A 22252-nucleotide genomic window follows, 5' to 3' on the forward strand; every position below is an offset into this window, starting at 1 on the left:
TCTTCATCCTCATAGTGAATCAGAAGAATAACCCTTCTGTACCTAACTTTCTCATTTGTTTTGCATGGATTTATATTAGGTACTTTAACATAAATTTACAGTGTTGGGCATGAAATATTGAGGTATGAATTAGGGGTGTTTTATATTATGAGACAAGGAATAATACTTAACAAAGTCTAAAAAATTAATAAGATTATAAAAAATTCCTGTATTATCTGGATAACTAAACTAGATTAAAACTCTCAAACAAAGTTATCTTGACGTCAGCTATCATAGGGTGGAACATTATGGTGATTAAAAAGCAATTTTCTAGTTTTAAAACCCTGTTAGCCACTTCCAAAGTTCCTGTGTTGGTTGATTTTTATGCAACTTGGTGCGGTCCCTGTCAAATGATGGGTCCCATCTTAGAACAGGTCGGGGCTAATATGAGTGGCCGTCTACAGATTATTAAGATTGATAGTGATAAATATCCTGGAATATCATCTCAATATGGAGTCCAAGCTTTACCGACTTTAGTTTTATTCAAAAAGGGCAAACCGGTTGAACGTATTGAAGGGGTAGTTCAAGCGTCTCAACTAATTCAACACTTACAAATTCTCATATAAATTGTTGATGATGAATTGATGATCACCTAATCGCTGTTCACCTTTAATTGTAACTAGGTTATGGACCCAATTAAAAAATTAATTTGGTCGCGTTCAGCCTTACTTAGTTCAGGAGATTTACCCATAACTGACTTATATATTTTGACATATTCGGCGGCAGATTTATACCAGCTAAAGTTCTGGGACATACATCGTCGTTGAAGTTTTTGCCAATCTTGTTTAAAGCGAAACCCCTCCCAAGCTCGTATCATACAGGTTAAAAAATCTAACGACTCATAGCGATCAAAACAATATCCGGTTCCCGTATTATTGGCGGGATCATAGAAGGATATTGTATCCACTAGCCCCCCAGTACGGCGAACAATGGGAACACAGCCATAACGCATGGCTAACAATTGACTGATGCCACAAGGTTCAAAACGAGAGGGCATTAAAAAAACATCTGAACCAGCATAAACTCGTCGGGAAAGAGCATCATTGTAGAGAAATTGCACCGACATTCTACCTCGAAAACGGGAAGCAATTTGCCATAATTGGGTTTCATAATAGCAGTCTCCAGTCCCAACAATGACTAATTGAGCATCGGTATAAGCCATAAACTGATCTATAATTTGCATCAAGAGGTCAATGCCTTTTTGTTCGACTAGACGAGTTACCATCCCCATCAATAAGATATGTTTATTCACCTCTAATTCTGTCTCTTCTTGTAACCCAATCTTATTAGCTTCTCGCATTTCCAGAGTGTTTTTTGTGAAGGTTTGATATAGATATTTGTCAGTAGTTGGATTGTAATCTTCCATATCAATACCGTTGAGAATTCCTACTACATTCTTATGAATGTGAGAAAGCAAACCTTCTAACTTTTCTCCATACTCCACCGTTTGAATCTGCCGAGCATAAGTAGGAGAAACGGTAGTAACTCGTTCGGCAAATTGCAGGGCTGAAGCCATAACATTATCCCCTTGCATATACCAAGGACACCATGTTACTTGTTCTAAATAGCCACGCCATGGTCCTTGATAAGCCAAATTATGAATAGTAAAAACTGTATGAATATCAGGAGACTGCTTCATCCAAACAGGGATCATTCCTGTATGCCAGTCATGACAGTGAATAATGTTTGGTTTCCAGACATTCCAAGCAAATTCAGCCGCCCCATTTGCAAAAAGAGTAAACCGCCAAAATTCATCTTCCCCACGATAAATACGACGGGGGGAAAAAGCCGGATGGCCAAATAGATAGACTGAAATATCACTATTTGGCAAGGTAGTCTCATAGACAACAAAATTTTGAAACATGGCAAACCCTTGCCAAATAGGAATCGGAGAAATTCCTATTTGGTCAGTCAAAAAGCCATAATAAGGCATGAAAATCCGTACATCATATCCTAATTTACGTAAAATTTTTGGTAAAGCACCGACTACATCCCCCATACCTCCAGCTTTTGCGAGTGGTGCGACTTCTGCCGCAACAAATAAAATCCGCATCTTTGCTCCGTGTGTATTGGCGTTAATTCTCTGACTGATTATACGAGAGTTGATCCCTCTTAAGATAGTTAAATTTTGAATGGTAGAAATTAACTATTTACTGTTTATTCTTGAGAAGACATAAAGTTCAATATTTAAAAGTGTTTTATCGGCATAAAATTTACTAAAAAATAAGTTAACTTCAGTTTTTTTATTTGAAGTTAATCTTGTTAAGATTGATGTACTTTTAAATAAATGCAAGTTATTTTTATTGTTAATTTAATAAAATGTTATTTTTTGTACAAAAAATAACTTGCATTTATGTCTTATTTATTCCACTTGTTAATTTTTTAAACCATTACTTAAGCTGAATTTTGTTAATTTTTATCGTTTAAATATAAGTTTAAAACCCATTAACATTAATATTTTTATTATTATTTTTGATGAAATACATATTTTAAAAAGTGAGGTTTCTATTTATCCTATAAAATATAATTGAAAAAAAATAATATTTTTATATTTTTCTTTAGGCGAGTATCTTATAGACTAATCTGATCTAGGTAATGTTATTTAAATTGATATTTAAATAACATTAAGTTTTGTATTTTATATTAATTTAATAGATTTATTTTGCTGCTATATACTTATTGTATTTATATATAAAATACAAACTTTTATATATAAATACAATAAGATTTAAAAAATATAAAAACTACTTATATTTATATGATAAATATTTATTAAAAGTTATTTAAAACAGTACCTCTATTTTAAATAAAATTAAAGGATATGTATTTTTTATATTACAATAGTTATTATTTAATAATATAAATTATTGAACTAAATAAACAATTAATTTTGATATAAAATTTAAAAAACTAATTGAGCAATTTATTAAATATTAAAAATAAACTTATATAAAACTTCCATAAAATCACTGATTATATTCTTTATTAATCTAATTTTTGGTTAAGACAGGCATTTTTACCATAAAATATAGTACGATAATACTTTTGATTCAACGAGAGTGAATTTTCTCTTGGTGTAGTTAAATTTTAAGAGTATCAGGATTAAAATACTGAAAGATTGACAGAATCATGTCATACTTGTTACATTATTTTGTCATGTATTCATAATTTCATATAATATGAAATATATGTTGTATTATACATTGAGATCAAATTACCCAATTTTTATATACTAGACTAGTAAGCTTACTGTCTATCTTGATGACTATTTCAATTTCAAACTATTTTAATCTTAAATTATTAGAGGTAAAATCCGTAATGAAAAACGATACGCTTAACCTCGATTATTCGCACCCCAGTAAATCCCAACGTCCTATATTAGCAACTTACTTAACTTATGCTTCCTTAGTACTATTAGGAATCGGAATAGGAGTTGGGGGAGTTTTTGTTATTAGTAAATCTAAACTTTTGATAAAACCCACTGAACCTTTAGAAAAATCCCAGGTTACTGAATCTTCAAAACAATTTCTTTCTTTTCAAGATAACGGAAGTTTTGTCATTGATGTTGTTAAAAAAGTAGGACCTGCTGTTGTTCGTATTGATGCTTCTAGAACAATTACAAATAAAGTTCCTCCAGTTTTTGATGATCCATTTTTTCGCCGCTTTTTTAGCTCTGAAATTCCTGGAGTTCCTCAGGAACAAATTGAACGAGGAACAGGGTCGGGATTTATTTTAAGTAGAGATGGAAAAATTCTTACTAATGCCCATGTTGTCGCCGGAACAAAAGAAGTAACTGTTACTTTAAAAGATGGCCGTACGTTTGAAGGAAAAGTGCTAGGAACTGATTCCCTAACAGATGTGGCTGTCATTAAAATTGAGGCTAATGATTTACCTAAGGTACAACAGGGTAATTCTGATAATCTTCGGGTAGGAGAATGGGCGATTGCCATTGGTAATCCTCTAGGATTAGATAACACAGTTACAACAGGAATTATTAGTGCGACAAAGAGGTTAAGTTCTCAGGTTGGAGTCGGTGATAAACGAATCGAATTTATCCAAACCGATGCGGCAATTAATCCTGGTAATTCAGGAGGTCCTTTACTCAATTCTGATGGACAAGTTATCGGAATGAATACTGCTATTATTCAAAATGCTCAAGGAATTGGGTTTGCAATTCCCATCAATAAAGCCGAAAGAATTGCTAATAAATTAATTGAAGATGGGAAGGTAGAACACCCATTTTTAGGAATCCAAATGGTAGAAATTACTCCTGAAATTAAAAAGAAGCTACAGGAAAGTCAAAGACTGAATTTAACAACAGAGCAAGGGGTATTAATTGTTAAAGTCATGCCGGACTCTCCTGCTGAACAAGCTGGATTAAAAGAGGGAGATATTCTTCAAAGAATTGGCGAAAGACTCCTAAATAATCCAGGAGAAGTGCAAAAATCTGTGGAAACAACTCAAATTGGTGAAATATTAGATTTACAGATTGAGCGAGATGGAAGCCCTATAAATTTAAGTGTTAAAGTGGGAGTGTTACCTAATTAGTTAATTGTAAATAGTGATTTTTTTATTATTGACTAATTTTTTAGATTATTCTGACTTAAAAAACATTGCTAGTTGTTAAGTTTTTTAAAATAAAGACTCACATAGTTTTTTACATAAAAAATATCATTAGTAGGGTTAGCTTTTTTTCAGGAGAAACTTATTCTTTCTGTCTTTGATAACTTTTTAAGACTCGTCTTCGTCTTTTATTTCATATAATTATTCATAGCCCAATTAATCTGACTTTAGGAATTGTTCTGTGTTTAAGATTATTATTTTTCGGTTGGCAAATCAATCAAACAGCAATAGTAAATTTGATTACTTACATAAATGTGGTTTTAGCTAATTGGCCCGGTTGCTTAGAAATTTAAGATTATTTTATATTTAGATTAATGTTTTTAGTCAAATTTTTATTAAAAATTATTTTATTGATTTTAGCATGATTTATTTTAGCTTAATTTGGGGTCATTTTAAGTACCTTTTGGTATGGAAAGCTTTAAAATAAATTAGACAAATTAAAGAGAGTAACAATAGATATTGTATTAGAATAATTTTAAATATTTAGCGAGCAATTAGAAGCACAAAAATAAGTGTCAGTTATTTTTATTAAATTTTATTTCCATTGTAGTAATTTTATTGTCTAATGTAGTAAAAATTACTGTAAATATAATAATTATTTGTCTTAATTTTTAAAATTTAATCTGAGAAAGATGGTAGCTATAGTTTCGTTATAAATTATTTGTAAAAGTTTACCAAGAAGTGCAGGGTTTACTTGAGTTAATTTTTTATTAATTAGTATTCCTTTAGCGAATTTTTTGATTATTTCTTTTTCTGTTAGCGAGGGTACTTTATTTCTCTGTGATTATATTCTACTAACCGGACAATTACCTAATAGTAATTAACCTAACAATGTTTTTCTTGACAGGTTTTATCTTGCGCAAATTATTACGTTTCAAAACTAGGTACTCACTAAGATTCATGTTAAGATTTAAAACTTATGAAAAATAATAATTATCTATATAATTAGATTTTATATTTTATGTATAAACTATTATATTTGATACAATCTAATGTTTTTATTTCATGTGTACAGTGTAATATGTTTAAACTAAGTTAATAAATAACATTCTAAATTTAGATATTATAAGAATAATTTTATCTATCAGAAAATAGATCTTATGGTAAAGATTTGTATTTATTATAGACAATTAATAAAAAAATATAACAACAATACATGAATTTTTCTAGTTTTTTTAATTTTCAAAAAAAGTCGTTTACATTGAAATTAATTCTTCTTAAATAAGAGCTAATTTATATATAAAAAAATATTTATAACACAAATAGTAAAAAAGATTTTGAATAGTGAGATTAATAATGAAGCCCATAGAATAGGAACAGTGCTTAAAAATTTAAGTAAATAATTATAAAAAAAATTAAATTTTTAAATATATATAACTAATATTAATTTTTTTCTAAAAATATAAAAATATTAATATTAAAATTAAGCCATGTAATGCCAATTATAGACATATATTATTTTATATGTCTATTGATCTTTTCAGAAGAGTTAATATAGCTATTTTTAAAATATTTTTTATTGTTTCAGGTTTTATTTTTGATTTTCAGTGACTACCTTCTATCTTCTAATAAATTAGATCTAAGTTCACTGGTAAATGCCTAATTCCTAAATATTAGATATCTTATCAAAAAGTTTATTTTTTATTAAAAATTAGTTAAACTAGGCGCGATTATATTTAAGTTAAGTCACTAAATTGCAGACAACTTATCTACAACAAGTAAAAAGTTTTAATGAGTTTCTTCTGATGTAAATTTCTTTAAATTAATCACAATTGATCAGCAATCTCATGTCACTCTCTCTGTATTATTTACAATAAAGAAATATTAACAATGATTGTCAATAAAACAATAGACAAGGCTGAAAAAAAATAAAATAACTCAGCAAGTTAACTTCACCTCTTTTTATTGAATTAGTCAAAGAAATCATCATTAAATATTCTAAAAACTAAAAGCACACCTCGTTGAATTTAACTCCATAAAGGAAATATACTTCATCTTCTAGACTTTAATATCTGTCGTGGAGAACTTATAACCGATAGAATAACTACAGTTATTTAATCAAAATGCAATAGAATGGTAATTTAGGAACTTTTTGTTAAAAAGCTCAGCGTTGGGGAAAAATATAAATTTGTTGTTAAAAAGACCAACAAACACTGTAGTCATAAAACTTATACCTACAATTACTGACAATAATTATATTATTGTCTAGCTTCTAGAGTCACTGCTCTTAATATCTGAAACTATCAAAAATCGATTTTCACAATATTCTTGTATTTATTTATGAGGTCTATTTAAAGTTATGGCTGCGCACCAGTTATTACTTTACCCATAACGTCAGTTTTACCATACTTGTTCCCCACAAGCCTGGAGGACGTTTTTCAACCTATCGTAAATTAGCAAATAAATTAATTTCCTATGTAAAAAAAATAGGTTGTATCTATATTGAACTCGCTCTCATAGCCAAACATCTTTTTGGCAGATATTGGGGATATCAAGTAGTAAACTACTATATCTCTCGTTATGGAACTCATCAAGATTATATTTACAATTTTGTTAATTATATTGATTGACAATAAATATAAATTATTATGAATTAGGTTGGAGTACATTTTTTACAAAACCTTAACAAGTTATCCATATTTGACAGAACTCTCTTATATAAATACAATTTCTCTCGTAAAAAACATAAAAAATAGGTCCTTCGTTTTTAACTACGGACGCAATGAAGTTCACAATTTCTTGATTGCTGACACCTTATTTTTATATGATAACTATCAAATTAATGGTGTTAAATATAGATGCAGTGTACTCAATATGACATTTTAGTTACGATCAAAAAACCAGTCAATAGATTCCTGACTAACACGAAGACACGATAAGATTAAGGTGATGGCTCTTATTTATCAATTAAACGTGGACTTGTTTAAGAATTATCCAGAAGTTTTATCCATTGCTGAAAAATATACTACTTGACTGATGTTACACCCCATCCTACTGGTATTGGCAGACTAGAAATCCAGTTTAAATGGGATATGTATTAGATCAATGATACTCTGCAGTATTTTAAAATATATCCCCAAAATAGATCTAATTATCATAAACAAATTCTTTTTAGTCTTCAGTTTACTTTCAATAAAAATTATATGTTTGCACTTTCCCATGAAGAAATAGTTTATGGAAAAGAACATCTCTTTTAAGAGAGTTCGGTGAATAGCAAGCATAAGTTAGCTAACTTATGCTTGCTATTCACCGAACTATTTACGTATTCAAAGAGGAAACTTTGTTTATAGAGATTTAATTTTATAAAAGCCATCAATAGAACCTAACTGTTTGTAACTTCGAACCAAATATTTATCAAAATTATTGGGTTGGCGTTCTTCAATTAGAATCATAACTATTATTAATGATCAATGCTAGTTATGATTCTGAGGTTTATAGTGGTTATGGAACGCTGAAGCAATCTTCTCTCAAAACCTGTTAATGAAACTTTCACACTTGGTTTTATAGTTTAGAAGTAAAAGCTCCAGCCTTGACTGCCTTGGTCTTTAAATTAAACCAACAGGAAATATTAAGGTCATAGTATTGAGAATGGGTAATTTGCTCACTCTCAATAAAATATGGACAGTGTTGAACTAAACAGCCAAAATCAAACTTTCAAACTTTTGTAATGTTTGGTTTGGGTCATCATTAATAAGAGTGTAGTTAAATTCTCCACTAGCCGTCAACTCTTCTTTAGCTAGTTCCATACGGTAGGTGATAGCCTCTTGTGAATCTTTACCTCGTTTTATCAGACGACGCTCTAGTTCTTCTAGAGATGGAGGTAGAATAAAAATTCCTAGAGCATAAGGAAAAGTTTGTTTAATTTTCCTTGCTCCCACTACATCGATTTCTAATAACACTTTTGTTCCCAATTTAATTTTTTCTTCTATATCAAAACGAGGGGTACCATAGCAATTATCAGCATATTTTGCCCATTCTAATAATTTTCCCTGGTTAATCATCTCTTTAAATTGGGAGCTTGTGATAAAGTGGTAATCTTTTCCATCCACTTCTCCCCTACGAGGCAAACGGGTAGTAACGGAGATAGACAAATAGAAGTCATTATGGCGTGCTAGTAAGGAACGAACAAGCGTCCCTTTACCAACGCCACTAGGCCCAGTCAGTACGATAAGCTGTCCTGATGACATGGGGAAATTTTACCTTGAATTACCGTTAGCATGAGTATCTTTGCTGGCAACAAAACGATGGGCGACAGTTTCTGGCTGAATGGCTGAAAGTACTACATGACTCGAATCTGTCATAATAACTGCGCGGGTTCGACGGCCATAGGTGGCATCGATAAGTTGCCCACGATCACGCGCATCGGTGATAATACGTTTAATAGGCGCTGATTCAGGACTAACAATTGCAATCACCCGATTAGCAGAAACGATGTTTCCAAACCCAATGTTGATCAGTTGTATGTTTTCCATAGTTGTAACGGCTGTGCCGTGTAAGAAATAATTGATAAACCACCATTACTAATGGTATCGATAAAAATTAAGACTTACAACGTAAAAACCTATCTAACCATTTATTTTTCAGTTTTTTCACCTTTTTCTCACAATTTTTCCGTAATGGCTTTGGGTAGTCTCTACACTTATAACAGATATGATGGTCACCATTACCCCAAAATGCCTTAATTATGTTGAATATACCTATATTTAAAAAAATTTAAATTTATATAGGTTATCATTTTTATATTAATGTTTTCTAATTTTGCTTGAGGGGTAATTGAAATCAATATCAGCAAAGCAATCATGATCAAGGATATTTTCAATGGGAATAAATTCAACTAAAATAATTATCTTTGTACTCAATAAATAGACACTCTAGTTTTAGGATAGATTTACAAAATTTTGGTTGAAACAACGAAATATAACCTCAGATCTTATATAAAAATTCTTTTACCATAACATTGCCAGACTTATCATACTGTAAAATGACTAAGATTATTTTTTGTGGCAAGTCAAAAACTGACAGAAAGACACGATACACTCAAAGAGTGTAATTTTCATAATTTGTAAATATTTATCAATGATTTCAACCGAAAAAACCCTCTTAGGTAAATCTTTAGAGGAATTAACTCATTGGGTTCAACAACAAGGACAACCGGCCTATCGAGGCAAACAACTTCATCAATGGCTATATCAAAAAGGGGCACGATCATTGGAGGAGATTTCTGTTTTTCCCAAGCTTTGGCGTAACCAACTGGGTAATTACCCAGTTGGTCGTTCTAAAATTAATTATCGCATTATTTCCCCTGATGCTACTCGAAAATATTTATTATCTCTTGATGATGGTTTAATTATTGAAGCTGTTGGTATTCCCACTACCAAACGCTTGACTGTTTGTGTTTCTTCTCAGGTAGGGTGTCCTATAGCCTGCGACTTTTGTGCAACAGGAAAAAGAGGCTATGACCGTAATCTTAAAACTCATGAAATTGTGGATCAAGTTTTAACAGTTCAAGAAGATTTTCAAAGACGAGTAAGTCATGTTGTTTTTATGGGAATGGGAGAACCATTACTTAACCTCGAAGCAGTAATCTCTGCTGTGAAAATTCTTAATCAAGATATGCATATTAGTCAGCGATCACTGACTATTTCTACGGTGGGACTTCCTCAAAAAATTATTCGATTGGCTAATCATAATCTACAAGTTACTTTTGCCGTCAGTCTTCATGCTTCTAACCAAGTATTGCGAGAAAAATTAATTCCTAGTGCAATCTCTTATCCTATAAAACAGTTATTAGAAGACTGTCGACAATATATCGCAATTACTCGACGGCGAGTAACTTTTGAATATATCTTATTAGAGGGAGTCAATGATCTACCTAAGCACGCTATTGAATTGGCTAATCATTTACGGGGATTTCAAAGTCATGTTAATTTAATCCCTTATAATCCCATTGAAGAAGCGAATTATAAACGTCCTAATCAACAAAAAACTCAAAATTTTATGAATGTTCTTCAACAACATAAAATTGCTGTTAGTGTTCGCTATTCAAGAGGATTAGGGGCTAATGCAGCTTGTGGACAATTACAGTCTTCTCGTTTATTTTGAAAGAAGTGACCTAGGTATGAGGTATCACTAATTTTACAGTTCGAGAATAATCGACTATTAAATAAATATAAACTAGATAGTTAATTTCAATCATTTTACTCTAGTTATAGAGAGGTTCTTGATTGAGATATACAGAATTAGAACAGTAATTTTTGGGAGTTTTATTCATGATTAACTAGGTAAATTTAGTCAAAAATACATAAATACTAGTTTTGCTAAGATGATAAGACTTCAAATACTGTTTATCAATCTTCAGTGAAATTATCTTTTCCTGTTTAGAACATGATAAAACGTGAAATAAATTTCACAGCTAATATCTTAAAATGGTCCAATAATATGGTAGACTTCTTTCCTAAAAGGAGAAAAAAAGATGCCGTTATGGGAGCTCCGACTAACTTCACCCAAAGTGCATTGTGAATTACCTTTGTCCAGTTACTAATAAAAAAGTCAGGTCAATAAATGATAGAGATGTAATAACACTCCTAATGGAATTACCTTGATGCATTAACTCAACGCGTTGTTGATATTCTCTAAGGACATAATGTGGGTAATAAAATCATCAATATCAATCTTGTGATCTATAATATCGGTCAACAATTGTAGTAACATCAGTACGTCCCCTGGCACCACAAAATGTGCTCTCTTTGTAAACCCTTCCAGTGACTAATTGAGACAGTCGGATACTGATTTCTTCTTCTACACCAAATTCATCCCAACAACCGTAGAAACTCCCCAACCTTTATGAAAACATTCTACAGCTTGTTCCATAATGCTGACATCACCAATACATCTAAAACTATAATCTGATTAGTCCCGTTTGGTTAACCCTACTAAGTACTCTACTAAATCACCATCAATTCCTGTAGGGTTAACGAAGTGAGTCAGTCATGCTTTTTGGCTAATAGACGTTGTTTAGATGGGTTAATATAAACCCCTACAATCATGCCCCACCATTTTCGTTTCTTAAATAGCATTTAAACTAACACTTCCTAACCCGAATAAGCACTACATTAGAACCCGGTTCTACCTTAGCAGTATCTACCACCGCCCCAATTTGATGTCTATTGTATTGTGATCGCAAATTTTTAGTCAGTGTAATGGCACGGCCCAAGAAAATAATTCCCAACCTTTTCCCCGGAGTTGTAGCTTTTAAAAATTGTTTACATGGTGTATTAGTACATTTAATATGACCGCAAATTATGCACTTAAATGCTACATTTAAGAGACTGTTGATGAAGATGGGATCAAATATAATCAGTTAGACAAACTTTGATTATTTTCAATATATTAAGTTAATTTTTTACACCATAACACTATTTTTCTCGGCTTATTAGCCTACTTTGGAATATTAGATTACACCAATATATTTTAAAGTAAGAGGATAATTTGCTTTATCAACATTTTCTAACGGTTATTAACTAGAGAAAAGTATCCTGTAAATTACCAGAAACTTCCGATAAACCAAACAAAGTCTTACAAGATATGTCCTGTCCTTCTGCCATTTGTCCGTAAGAAAATACCCAAGGTAAATCATCCTTCAAAACTTTAGTTTCATTAAGAAACCAATCTCTAACATAAGGACTCCCATAGATAATTAATCCCTTAACTATTTTGTACTTTAGCAATTTCTTGTAAATCTTCTGTACTCTATCAGTTAATCCTGCATTCCCTCGAAATGGATTTCCCCTAACAAATATTTGTAATAAAGTGTTGCGATTATCCTTTAAAACAAAACCAAGAGTATTTTCATCTACTAACTGTAAATTGTATCCCAGTTGTTTAGGGATAGTGACAGCAGGAGTCTGGCGATCTAAAAAATCACAATTAAGGAGATCATCTACCACAATTAAATTACGTTGTTTTAATTTCTTCTTTAGGGGTAAATTTCCTCCCTTCTCACTGGAATATTGAAGAATGTGAACAACTATTTCTTTGGATATAGGTTGAGATAATTGACTTAGAGAAGATAAAAGCTGATTCTCAGAGGAAGAAATAGTAGTCGATACTTTCTGTTTAGCATGCCTTATCCTAGCTAGAGAGGCTTCAATTCTCTCACAAGTAATACGTCCTGACTTAACCGCTTGGTAAACTGCCTCAATAGTTTTTTGGGGATCGTGAGGCATTAATAAAATATCAGCTCCCGCTTCTACCGCCATCACCGCTACTTCTTCGGAAGTAGCATAATTGGTTATTCCTCCCATTACCAAAGCATCGGTAACAATTAGCCCTTCAAAACCTAACTTTTTTCGTAACTGACCTGTTAATATTTTCTTAGAAAGAGTTGCAGGTTTTTGTTCATCCCAAGCCTGAATTAACAAGTGGGCAGTCATCACACTATCGACACCAGCCTCTATTGCTTTTTTGAATGGGACTAATTCTACCTCCTCTAGTCGACGCGTTTGATGAGGGATAACCGGTAAATCTAGGTGAGAGTCGGTGTCAGTATCTCCATGTCCTGGAAAATGTTTAGCAGTAGTTAGAACTTTATAGGTCTTAGCCCCGTCTATAAACGCCGTTGCTAAGTGGCTAACAATCTCAGGATTATTACTAAAAGACCGGATATTGATTACCGGGTTTTCCGGGTTATTATTAACATCAACTATGGGAGCTAATATCCAATTAATCCCAATGGCGAGAGCTTCTTGGGCAGTAATCATCCCCATTTTGGTTGCATATTCAATCGCTTTACCCAAATCTTGTTTAGCAATAGCAATACTTCCTAAGGCCATCGGGGGAGGAAACCAAGTCGCTCCAGAAAATCGCTGTCCCACCCCCTCTTCAGTGTCCGCAGCCACTAACAGAGGGGTCTTTGACCACTGTTGTAGCTGTTGGGTTCTTAGGGCTAATTCAGCTCCAGTTCCCCCCAATAAGATAATGCCTCCTAAATTTAAGGTTTGTAGCCAATGGCGTAATTGAGTATTAGGGACTTCCCAAGTAGGGAAACGAATCTGCTGATCGAACAAATGTCCAGAGGCACGAACCACTACCATTTGCCCAATCTGTTGTTTGAGGGTTTCGTTAGTCGAATGGAATGATAAGTTGGTCACAACGGTTAATTATACATATTCCTCTTGGTCGAGATCATTTTCGTCGGGGAGAGTTTCCTTAATTTGATTGAGTAGATGAACCATTTTATCTCCTCTTTCCAGGGAAAGATCTTGGAGAAAGATCACTTCGGGAGTGCGTCGTAACCGCATTCGCTGTCCCAATTCTCGACGAACAAATCCTGCAGATGATTGGAGTCCAGCCATGGTTTCTAATTGAGCTTGTTTACTTCCATAAATACTGACAAAGATTTTGGCATGTTGTAAGTCTCCTGATACATCAACTGATGTAACACTAACCATTCCTGTTCCCACGCGGTCGTCTTTAATATCGTGGAGTAACATTTGACTGATTTCGCGTTTTATCAATGAGGAAACACGAGAAACTCGACGACTAGTAGCCATTTTTGCTCCCTATTGTTCCAGAATTATGGTCTACAATTGAGACAAAATATCTCAACTTGACGATTATGTTGTCCATAACGATACTAAATATATATTACCTTTATAATTTAAAGAAAATAGTCTTTATTAGTTTTACTCAGTTGAGAAATTATGCTAAGGCTGAAGATCCCAAGTCAGGGGGAACATCTTGCCAACGCCCAGGACCAACAGCCCGAAGGGCTTCTGCTAAGTCGAGGTTCCCTGTGTATAGGGCTTTTCCTATAATTACCCCTGTTATTCCTACAACTTCTAAAGAAAGTAAACTTAATAAATCAGTCAAAGAACTGACTCCCCCCGATGCAATGACTGGAATATTAACATGACTTGCTAATTCTCGTAAGGCTTTGTGGTTAGGACCGCCTAAAGTTCCATCTCGATGAATATCGGTGTAAATGATAGTGGTCACTCCTGATTGCACCATTTGTTGGGCAAGGTTTGTAGCTAAGACTTCTGAGGTTTCTAACCATCCTCGTGTGGCTACTCTCCCATTACGTGCATCGATGCTTACGGCGATTTTTCCCGGAAATTCTTGGCATAATTCTCGGACCAAAGCAGGATTTTCTACAGCAACGGTTCCCACAATGACACGCTTAACTCCCAGATTGAGGAGTTGAGCAATACTCAAACTATTGCGTAACCCTCCTCCTACTTGGACAGGAATAGAAATAGATTTCACAATGGCTTCAATGGTGGTTAAATTGACAGGGTTTCCTTGTTTAGCCCCATCTAGATCTACAAGGTGAAGGCATGTTGCCCCAAGGTCTGCCCATTGACGGGCTATTTTCACTGGATTTTCACTATAGACTTGGGATTTATGATAGTCGCCTTGATAGAGCCGGACACAACGCCCATCAAGAAGATCGATCGCAGGGATAATATCCATTTTTGATTTATATTTTGTGATTAATTTACCTTGATCTTCATTATCCCTTAGAGTTATACAATTAGAAATTAGAGACAAAAACATCTAATCATTAAGACTCGTTTGATAGTTTTTAACTTTTTAGTATCCTGCCTCTAGGGATGTTTTGCTCAATATTTCTATAAAAAATTAAGCTTATTGGAATAGAAAATCAATTAGCTGTTCCTCGTCAGGACTCTACATCGATAGTTTTTAGTAAATAAATTCGTAATAAATCCTCAATATTTCTCCGATAATTCCAGCGATTAACGATAATTTACCGATGGCTTTTACAATTTTAGGCTAGTTACTCTCTTCAATTTATTTTATCTTTAAATTACGCTTAGAATATTTGAGTATAAATTCAGGATGATCTACATCAAAAATAATTTTAAATACTCGTACTGATGTTTGATTTATTTTATGGATTACTTCTTGTTCAAATTTAGTAGCATTATAACCCTAAAGACTCATAAAAACTAGCTATTTGATGAATGGTTAAAGTGGAAGTAACAAAGATAGATAAGAGGAAAAAACAGCTTCATAATCTAGATTGTCAAGTGGTCTAAAATTTAGGTTGAGAATGGAATAAAGCAATCACAATATCTCCGTAACAATTTTTATATTGACACTAGATTTAAAACTTTTTTTAAAAATATAAAATAGTTTTGTGAGACATTTTTCTAAATAATTTAGAATCATAATATAACGCTAATATCTAATTTGTTTAGAAAGATAGATAGCGTCAATTATCTATTCTAATGGGAAGAACTTATGAGTACAATTTTTAGTAATTTTTCCTAGATACAAGGATAAGTTAAAATCTATCATGGACTTATTTAAAAATCCCGCATAACGGGCTTCATCCAGCGCCATAAAGTGAAAAGTTCTAAAATACAAACCCGTTCAAGATATTCAATAAATCCTTCTTTTATAGTTTTATCTGAATAATTTTAAGAGCCTGTATTGAATTATTTATCACGGATAAAATGAATGGTGGCAATTGTAGTCTTTCCTCATCTCTGTCAACATTGCATTTATTCCATCTTTTGTTCGGTCAGAAAAGGTCAGCGAACGTGGGGAGAGAAAGGTTTCTCTAGTATGGGCTTTAGTTCTTAGTTTAACTTCTGTTAGGGTTAGTTTATCTAGTGTATTAATCATAGCTTCTTGGCTAAGAGATTTTGTCTAAGTGTTACGGAATACTGATATTTAGATCTACCTTTAATCTGGTAAGCAAATAGATTCAATTAATCATTGAGTTTTAGTTGAAACTCGATGATTAATTGAATTTGAAAGTATTTGTCTATTTATATCGGTCTATTTTAATAAAAATAGACCTAAATTTGATAAAAGTTATAAAAATTAGTTTAACGTATTGTGTTGATCTCATCCGTTTAGGTGAGGTAAACGTTTTGTTGTTTGTTTTATCATCCTGAGGGTGAGGATCAATAATTTTTAGTGTGAAATAAACAAAAATAACCCCATACACTTCCTAAGTCGTTATGAAAGTCGTTTTATTGTTCATTAGTTTAAGTTTCTCTCTGACAGTAACTGTGATCGCCTCTGAAACGGAGCCTTTGGCTAAAGACTTAGCCGGAGTTGAACCAAGAACTTTTGACGACTGGGATTGGGCCGTTGGAGGTAAATATACAGATCATATACAACCGGAATCTTACAACTCCAATGGACTAGGTTTAGATGCTTATCAAATTAAAGTTAAGAAATTAAACGACACTTTGGGAATTAATGATCGCCAATTAGGAGATGTTCAAAGAACGACCCGTCGCCTTCCTTTTGCTGAATTTTAACCTAAATAGGGTAGAGCAATTTATAGGGTCTTGCCCTTGAGTAATTTGCAGCAATTAGTGATCGCCAAGTAACTTTTGGGTTTAATGATCAACAAGAATATTTAACCGTCACTACTTGATAGTTAAGAGGAGGAGATGTTAACAGTTGAAATTAAATAGGGGTTGAACTTGTGTCGGAGTTAATGACTATAATTTTCTGAAATATAGATTCGCAGAATCTATATTTCTTACAGCTGGGGGTAATTGCTTGTCCTGGAAGGAGATTTGATCTCCTAAAGCTGTAGACTAATGACTACCCTAAATTAAGTTCTAATATAAATAAATCATAGAAAAATTCGTGGGTATGAAACAACTCTTGTGTTTAAGCTAAATTGAAGAATTGTTAGTGATCCCTTAAAAGTCCTGCAAAATTTGTTAGTCAAAGTTCGGTGATTATGTAAGCTCATTTTCTTGAAAAATTTTTATAAAGTGGAATATATACAAAGTTCTGGAATACCTATAATGAGTAATAAATGTCAGAAAAATCATCGCATAACAACTCATTATTTACACTAGCAGGATGAAAAGCGATAGAAATTTCCTTGTCAAATGATAAACGCGATAATTTAATTATATCAAAGGGTTTTCCTCAGTTTTAGTAATCACTCCATAAATATGTGAAGTTCCTATAGTAAAAAATAAATTTGGCTATGAGCTTCTTGATTTAGCTATTTTCGATGAGCTGAGAACTATTTTGTAGTTTTCTATCATATAAACTTGATAAATTCACTTATTTAAGTTTATTTTTTTGTATAACTATCTATGAATTAGATTATACTTATTTGGCATAAAATTCTTTATCTAGTTAGCAACTTAATTAATAGATAAATCAATCCAAACAACACCAAGCAAACATTTTATTTTTCAGTAAAACAGGTAAATATAGATTGTAATTTTTAATTATTTATCTTTGAAAGACTCTCTTGAATATTGGTCAATAGTCGATTATATTAAATAATATAATTGACTATTCTAAAAAAAGATTATTTATAGAATAAAAACATAAATTCTTGCTAAAATATATTAATATTATTTAATACCTATATTACGCTGTCATAAAACTTTTCATGAAAAGTACACTTACCTCATAAAGAGTGCTAAAAAGCAGTTTATACAAAACCTACATAACTATTAATAGTAGATTTTATAGAAAAACATCAAACATAGTAGCTTTATGAACAAAAATTCTGTTAAGAACATTAGGTTAGAGATATCTAAAAGATTCTGTACTTTATAAAGTACTTTTATAAACTTATTTTGGCTATCTTAATTACACTTGATTGTAATTCGTAGTATTGTTAATAACTTATCTAGTCTTACATAATTAAATTTTATATCATTACTTCTATTTATGCCATTCTGGCTACAGAAGAGTTAATATTCTTAATAAGATTTAAATAACGTTACTTTGTGATCTATCAAAGTTTCTAAAAACCCAAAACAATTAAACTCTTCAGGAGAGTATCAAATAATAAAACCTACTCACAAGAACATATTTATTTTGAGTAGTTAACACTTTAATTTTACTGAGTTTGGGGATTTACTCTAACTAAAATTTATTAGCTGCTGAAATCAATTATAATAGTAGAAGGAAAAAGTAAAAACAAAACTAAAAGTTATTTTTTTTTAAAACCTGTGTTCACTGGATTAATTCAAGGCCTTGGTACAATACATCCGCAGGGATCCGACTGCTTTATTATTTCCTTAAGAGATAGCAAGAAGACCGATATTTGGACAGATCTTGCCCTGGGAGATAGTGTAGCCATTGATGGAATTTGTTTAACTGTTGAGGAAATAACCTCTGATGGATTTATAGCTACTGCTTCCTCAGAAACATTACAAAGAACAACTTTAGGTCAACAAGTCCAAACTGCTAGTTATGTTAATGTGGAACTTTCTTTACGAATTGGCAGCAAACTAGGCGGACATTTTGTTACTGGACATGTTGATGGAGTAGGTTATTTTGTGGAAGCGATCATTACTGGGAAAGCTTGGGAAATGTTCTTTGCCGCACCCCCTTCCCTTCTGGAACAGTGGCAAAAGAACATTGAACGGTATCTTTTTCCTAAAAGCAGTGTGGCAGTCAATGGCATTAGTTTAACCATCGCTGAATATGATCCTAAGGAGCACTGGTTTAAAGTAGCAGTAATTCCCCACACTTATTATCAAACCAATCTCTCTCATCTTAAAATTGGGAACTGGGTAAATATTGAAGGAGATATACTAGGCAAACACGTTGCCAAGTTGTTAGGACAATATTCAAATTCTTATCAAGCTTCTCAAGATATTAGCTTAGGTTTTCTTTCAGAACATGGATATCTCTAGTTATCCTAACAATATGTTAAGTGTAGAGACATAGACATTGAGATTATAGTTAAGGTCTGATAATCAATATGTTAATTATGAAGTATTTGAAAAATTCAAAGATATGACGATAAAAGGTTTTTACTGCAAAAAAAATCAGATAAAATCGTTCGGTTTTTATGTATATGAGAAAATAAACTATTCTGGAAAAACAATACTTGAAAAAAACAATAATCTTGAGCTATTGCTGACTTATCATAACTAAATAAATATACATGAACCTCTTCCTAAGAGAACAGAAGTTTTTTAGTATTTGAGAGTTAATGAATATTTTAGTAACTTAGTTGGAGCTTATCGATAACGAACTAAAGACTGTAAGAAAATATTACTATATAGACGATAATTTTTTGCAAAATAATATTTTGGGACAACAGAAAATTGATAGATATTCAATGGTTAATATTCTGACACTAATACCAAGCGTTAGTAAAACACCGTATAGCTAGATACTCAATTTTATAAACCTTTAAAAATTTTTACCTACATCATTCCAGAATTAATTCAAAAAAGTACGCACGAGACAACTGTTAGATTAGCCGACCGTAGACAAAAAGTCATCAATAAATCTAGACTTTTGAGAAAAAACAAACTAAAACTGTCTCATAAATTGGCTTTAAAGCAATGTTCGAAAAATTTTTGTCAAGTTCCAATATGAAAAGATTCAATAACACTTAGATTATCAGTAATAGATTTGCATACGTAAAGTCTCTCCATCCCATTAGCTTTTCAACAACATTTTTTATCTGTATCCAAAATTTTAGCAAAACTTTCTTTTTAAAAGCTCTTTATTGATAAAGTATAATTAAAATTTTTATTTAGTTTATATTTAGTTTTATTACCTTTTCTTAACTCTTGTGCATTACTCTTTTCATTCTTATATTTATTAGATACCCCACAATACTCCCTGATTTATAAATTTTTTTCATTAAATTATACCCAAGCTACGACTTCTTGAACTTCCCATATTTTTGTATTTAAACATAATGTTTCTGTTACCCAATTCTGTTATTGGCTGAATTTCCAGATGTTCCAAAATCTAAAATATCATTTTTCATCTAAACTAGATTACTACTTTAGTTTTTTAGACTTATAGTCTGTTTATCTACTTAGCAATAAACAGACTATAAGTAGTATGCCCTTTAAAAATCTACTTTCAACTTAGCTCTTTTGATTATTTTTATTAAAAAAAATCTAACTAAACTACAAAAAAAATAACAAATATTCACTTAGAGTTGACATTTATGTTAAAAGTTATGTAGCTTAATAAGGGGTAAAATTAGACATAATATCGTTCATCTCGACATAGCTAACAGAAAGGGTTGTGAAGGGACGGAAGTAAGTAAAGACAACTGAAGGAACGCAAGACAACCTATAGACTATTAATGAGGTATAAACACGTAGATGCTTATGTTTTCTTTGATTACTTTAACAATTGCTTCAGTGTCTGTTTTTCTTAGCTTTAAGGCTAAAGAAGATGTGTTTAAGGCAGCAATGGGATGTACTGCTACTTTGTCCACTTTCGTAACTTTAGTTGTTGCACCTTGGATTCTTAAGCTCGCTATTTTAGCAATTCCTATTTTGATTATCGACAGACTCAACAACAAAACTACTGAAGAATCAACTCACGGCTAAAAGTACTAATTGCTATGTTATCTTAACTAAGTAGAGGCTAGGGATGGGATAAATAAAGGTTTATACCTCTTCTAGACTTAGGATAATACGTTAGTAGCTAATAACTTACGATAGTTTCGCTTTAACTGTGTTCTATGGCTATGAAAGCCTAATTTTAATAACAATTGAGTTTTTAGAACGCAAGGGGATTGTACTTCTAGAGAGGGAAATTAACCCGCCAAATGCTCCTTGTTATAGTGATTTAGGCTTAGACTATTAGTCGTAAATCGATAAATTATCACATCAACTTTGTCACAAAGAAATTTAAATTCATCGTAATTTATCAGAAGAATTAGGGACAGATACACAATCTCAAAAACTATATTTATCATTGATAATTTTGAGAGAATCTGCTTCCGAAGCGATTACTCAAAATCACAAGAAATTTGTAATTTGTCTTCAATGTTTAAATTTTCAAAAAGCGTGCGAATTGGAACCTCTTTTAAATCCAAGTTCTATTTCTAGTAAACTGACGCTACTTCATGGATATATTCACCCTCAAAAAAATAATCAAGTATATTCCCAAGCTTTTGTTTGACTTGAAGAAGAGAGTCAAATTGAGTCAGTTAAACAACTATCAACACAAGAAAATCGTACCGTAGGAGTGATCACAGCCACCCAAAAGTATCATAGTCGATATACTATCGTTTGTGCAGATGGACTAAGTCGTTATTTACTCAATAAAATTGGTGTAACAGTTGATGTTTATTTTACTCATATACAGTTAATCGTGATTCCTCATGTAGATATTAAATTGCGAATGTGAGTAATACCAGCTATTTTCAAAAGACTAATAGCAGAATCGAAACTTAATAATTATCGGCGGAAATAATCCCAGTTCAGATATTATTGCTGAGAAACATAATTTCTTGATGATCATTTTTGTTTAAAATCACTTAGCTAAATTTGCACCGATCCGATAGTAAAAATTGATCAAATTTTGAGTGAAGAAACCATAATAAAAGAAATTGATCGAATTTTACCTACTTTAGAAAGTCTGCCAGAAACATTATATGATTGTTTAATTGTATTTACGCCTCATTCTAGTACTAGGGTGGGGAGAATTGAAATGTTTACCAGACTTTATTGATTTTTTTATTTACAATAAATACCTTAGTTTTTACTTCTACTATAACCAGACAGTTTGCAAATTAAGTAACAGAAGACAGTCAACAAATACCAGTTATTAATTAACTTTTGTATGTTAAAAGTTGGTA

At 32.0% G+C, this 22252-nt stretch carries 13 protein-coding genes, 1 pseudogene and 1 riboswitch; of the genes and pseudogenes, 7 read left to right on the forward strand and 7 right to left on the reverse strand.

What is annotated here, in order from left to right:
- Nucleotides 1-287 precede the first annotated feature (287 nt).
- Nucleotides 288-605, forward strand: a complete 318-nt coding sequence (trxA, locus tag ETSB_RS01050; RefSeq protein ID WP_044105794.1) for a thioredoxin — start codon at nucleotides 288-290, stop codon at nucleotides 603-605.
- A 53-nt stretch (nucleotides 606-658) separates the two neighbouring features.
- On the opposite strand, the gene glgA is transcribed toward trxA, so the two are convergent.
- Nucleotides 659-2092 (reverse strand): glycogen synthase GlgA, encoded by a 1434-nt coding sequence (gene glgA / locus ETSB_RS01055; RefSeq protein ID WP_044105795.1) that lies wholly within the window; start codon nucleotides 2090-2092, stop codon nucleotides 659-661.
- A 1265-nt stretch (nucleotides 2093-3357) separates the two neighbouring features.
- On the opposite strand from glgA, the gene ETSB_RS01060 reads away from it, so the two are divergent.
- Nucleotides 3358-4587: an HhoA/HhoB/HtrA family serine endopeptidase gene (locus ETSB_RS01060; protein WP_044105796.1), complete on the forward strand. Its 1230-nt coding sequence runs from the start codon at nucleotides 3358-3360 to the stop codon at nucleotides 4585-4587.
- A gap of 3707 nt (nucleotides 4588-8294) precedes the next feature.
- On the opposite strand, the gene gmk is transcribed toward ETSB_RS01060, so the two are convergent.
- Nucleotides 8295-8849 (reverse strand): guanylate kinase, encoded by a 555-nt coding sequence (gene gmk / locus ETSB_RS01065; protein WP_044105797.1) that lies wholly within the window; start codon nucleotides 8847-8849, stop codon nucleotides 8295-8297.
- Between the two features lie 9 nt (nucleotides 8850-8858).
- On the reverse strand, nucleotides 8859-9134 hold the full coding sequence (gene remA, locus ETSB_RS01070) for an extracellular matrix/biofilm regulator RemA (protein ID WP_044105798.1): 276 nt from the start codon (nucleotides 9132-9134) through the stop codon (nucleotides 8859-8861).
- A gap of 604 nt (nucleotides 9135-9738) precedes the next feature.
- Between remA and rlmN the strand changes: the two genes are divergently transcribed.
- A complete protein-coding gene (rlmN, locus tag ETSB_RS01075; RefSeq protein ID WP_044105799.1) occupies nucleotides 9739-10764 on the forward strand; it encodes a 23S rRNA (adenine(2503)-C(2))-methyltransferase RlmN in 1026 nt (341 codons plus the stop codon).
- A gap of 418 nt (nucleotides 10765-11182) precedes the next feature.
- Here the strand turns inward: rlmN and ETSB_RS10150 are convergent.
- The 4 genes and pseudogenes from ETSB_RS10150 to hisA form a co-directional block, all read right to left on the reverse strand.
- Nucleotides 11183-11818, reverse strand: a pseudogene (locus ETSB_RS10150) (zinc-binding dehydrogenase); the annotation flags it as partial.
- A gap of 364 nt (nucleotides 11819-12182) precedes the next feature.
- A complete protein-coding gene (locus ETSB_RS01080; RefSeq protein ID WP_044105800.1) occupies nucleotides 12183-13811 on the reverse strand; it encodes a glycoside hydrolase family 3 N-terminal domain-containing protein in 1629 nt (542 codons plus the stop codon).
- Between the two features lie 9 nt (nucleotides 13812-13820).
- On the reverse strand, nucleotides 13821-14213 hold the full coding sequence (gene rbfA, locus ETSB_RS01085; RefSeq protein WP_044105801.1) for a 30S ribosome-binding factor RbfA: 393 nt from the start codon (nucleotides 14211-14213) through the stop codon (nucleotides 13821-13823).
- A 148-nt stretch (nucleotides 14214-14361) separates the two neighbouring features.
- Nucleotides 14362-15135 (reverse strand): 1-(5-phosphoribosyl)-5-[(5-phosphoribosylamino)methylideneamino]imidazole-4-carboxamide isomerase, encoded by a 774-nt coding sequence (gene hisA, locus ETSB_RS01090; RefSeq protein ID WP_044105802.1) that lies wholly within the window; start codon nucleotides 15133-15135, stop codon nucleotides 14362-14364.
- A 1520-nt stretch (nucleotides 15136-16655) separates the two neighbouring features.
- Between hisA and ETSB_RS01095 the strand changes: the two genes are divergently transcribed.
- The 4 genes from ETSB_RS01095 to ETSB_RS09815 all read left to right on the forward strand — a co-directional run bounded on the left by ETSB_RS01095 (nucleotide 16656) and on the right by ETSB_RS09815 (nucleotide 21801).
- A complete protein-coding gene (locus tag ETSB_RS01095) occupies nucleotides 16656-16961 on the forward strand; it encodes a hypothetical protein (RefSeq protein WP_044105803.1) in 306 nt (101 codons plus the stop codon).
- Nucleotides 16962-18635: 1674 nt separating this feature from the next.
- A complete protein-coding gene (ribE, locus tag ETSB_RS01100; RefSeq protein ID WP_044105804.1) occupies nucleotides 18636-19325 on the forward strand; it encodes a riboflavin synthase in 690 nt (229 codons plus the stop codon).
- Between the two features lie 1326 nt (nucleotides 19326-20651).
- A riboswitch (Glutamine riboswitch) is annotated at nucleotides 20652-20728 on the forward strand.
- Nucleotides 20729-20771: 43 nt separating this feature from the next.
- Complete coding sequence (locus ETSB_RS01105) at nucleotides 20772-20996, forward strand: riboflavin synthase subunit alpha (RefSeq protein ID WP_408643598.1); 225 nt, start codon at nucleotides 20772-20774, stop codon at nucleotides 20994-20996.
- Between the two features lie 643 nt (nucleotides 20997-21639).
- A complete protein-coding gene (locus ETSB_RS09815) occupies nucleotides 21640-21801 on the forward strand; it encodes a hypothetical protein (protein WP_171816372.1) in 162 nt (53 codons plus the stop codon).
- Nucleotides 21802-22252: the final 451 nt, after the last annotated feature.

This window comes from cyanobacterium endosymbiont of Epithemia turgida isolate EtSB Lake Yunoko (genome assembly GCF_000829235.1).
In the GTDB taxonomy this organism is placed as follows: Bacteria; Cyanobacteriota; Cyanobacteriia; order Cyanobacteriales; family Microcystaceae; genus Rippkaea.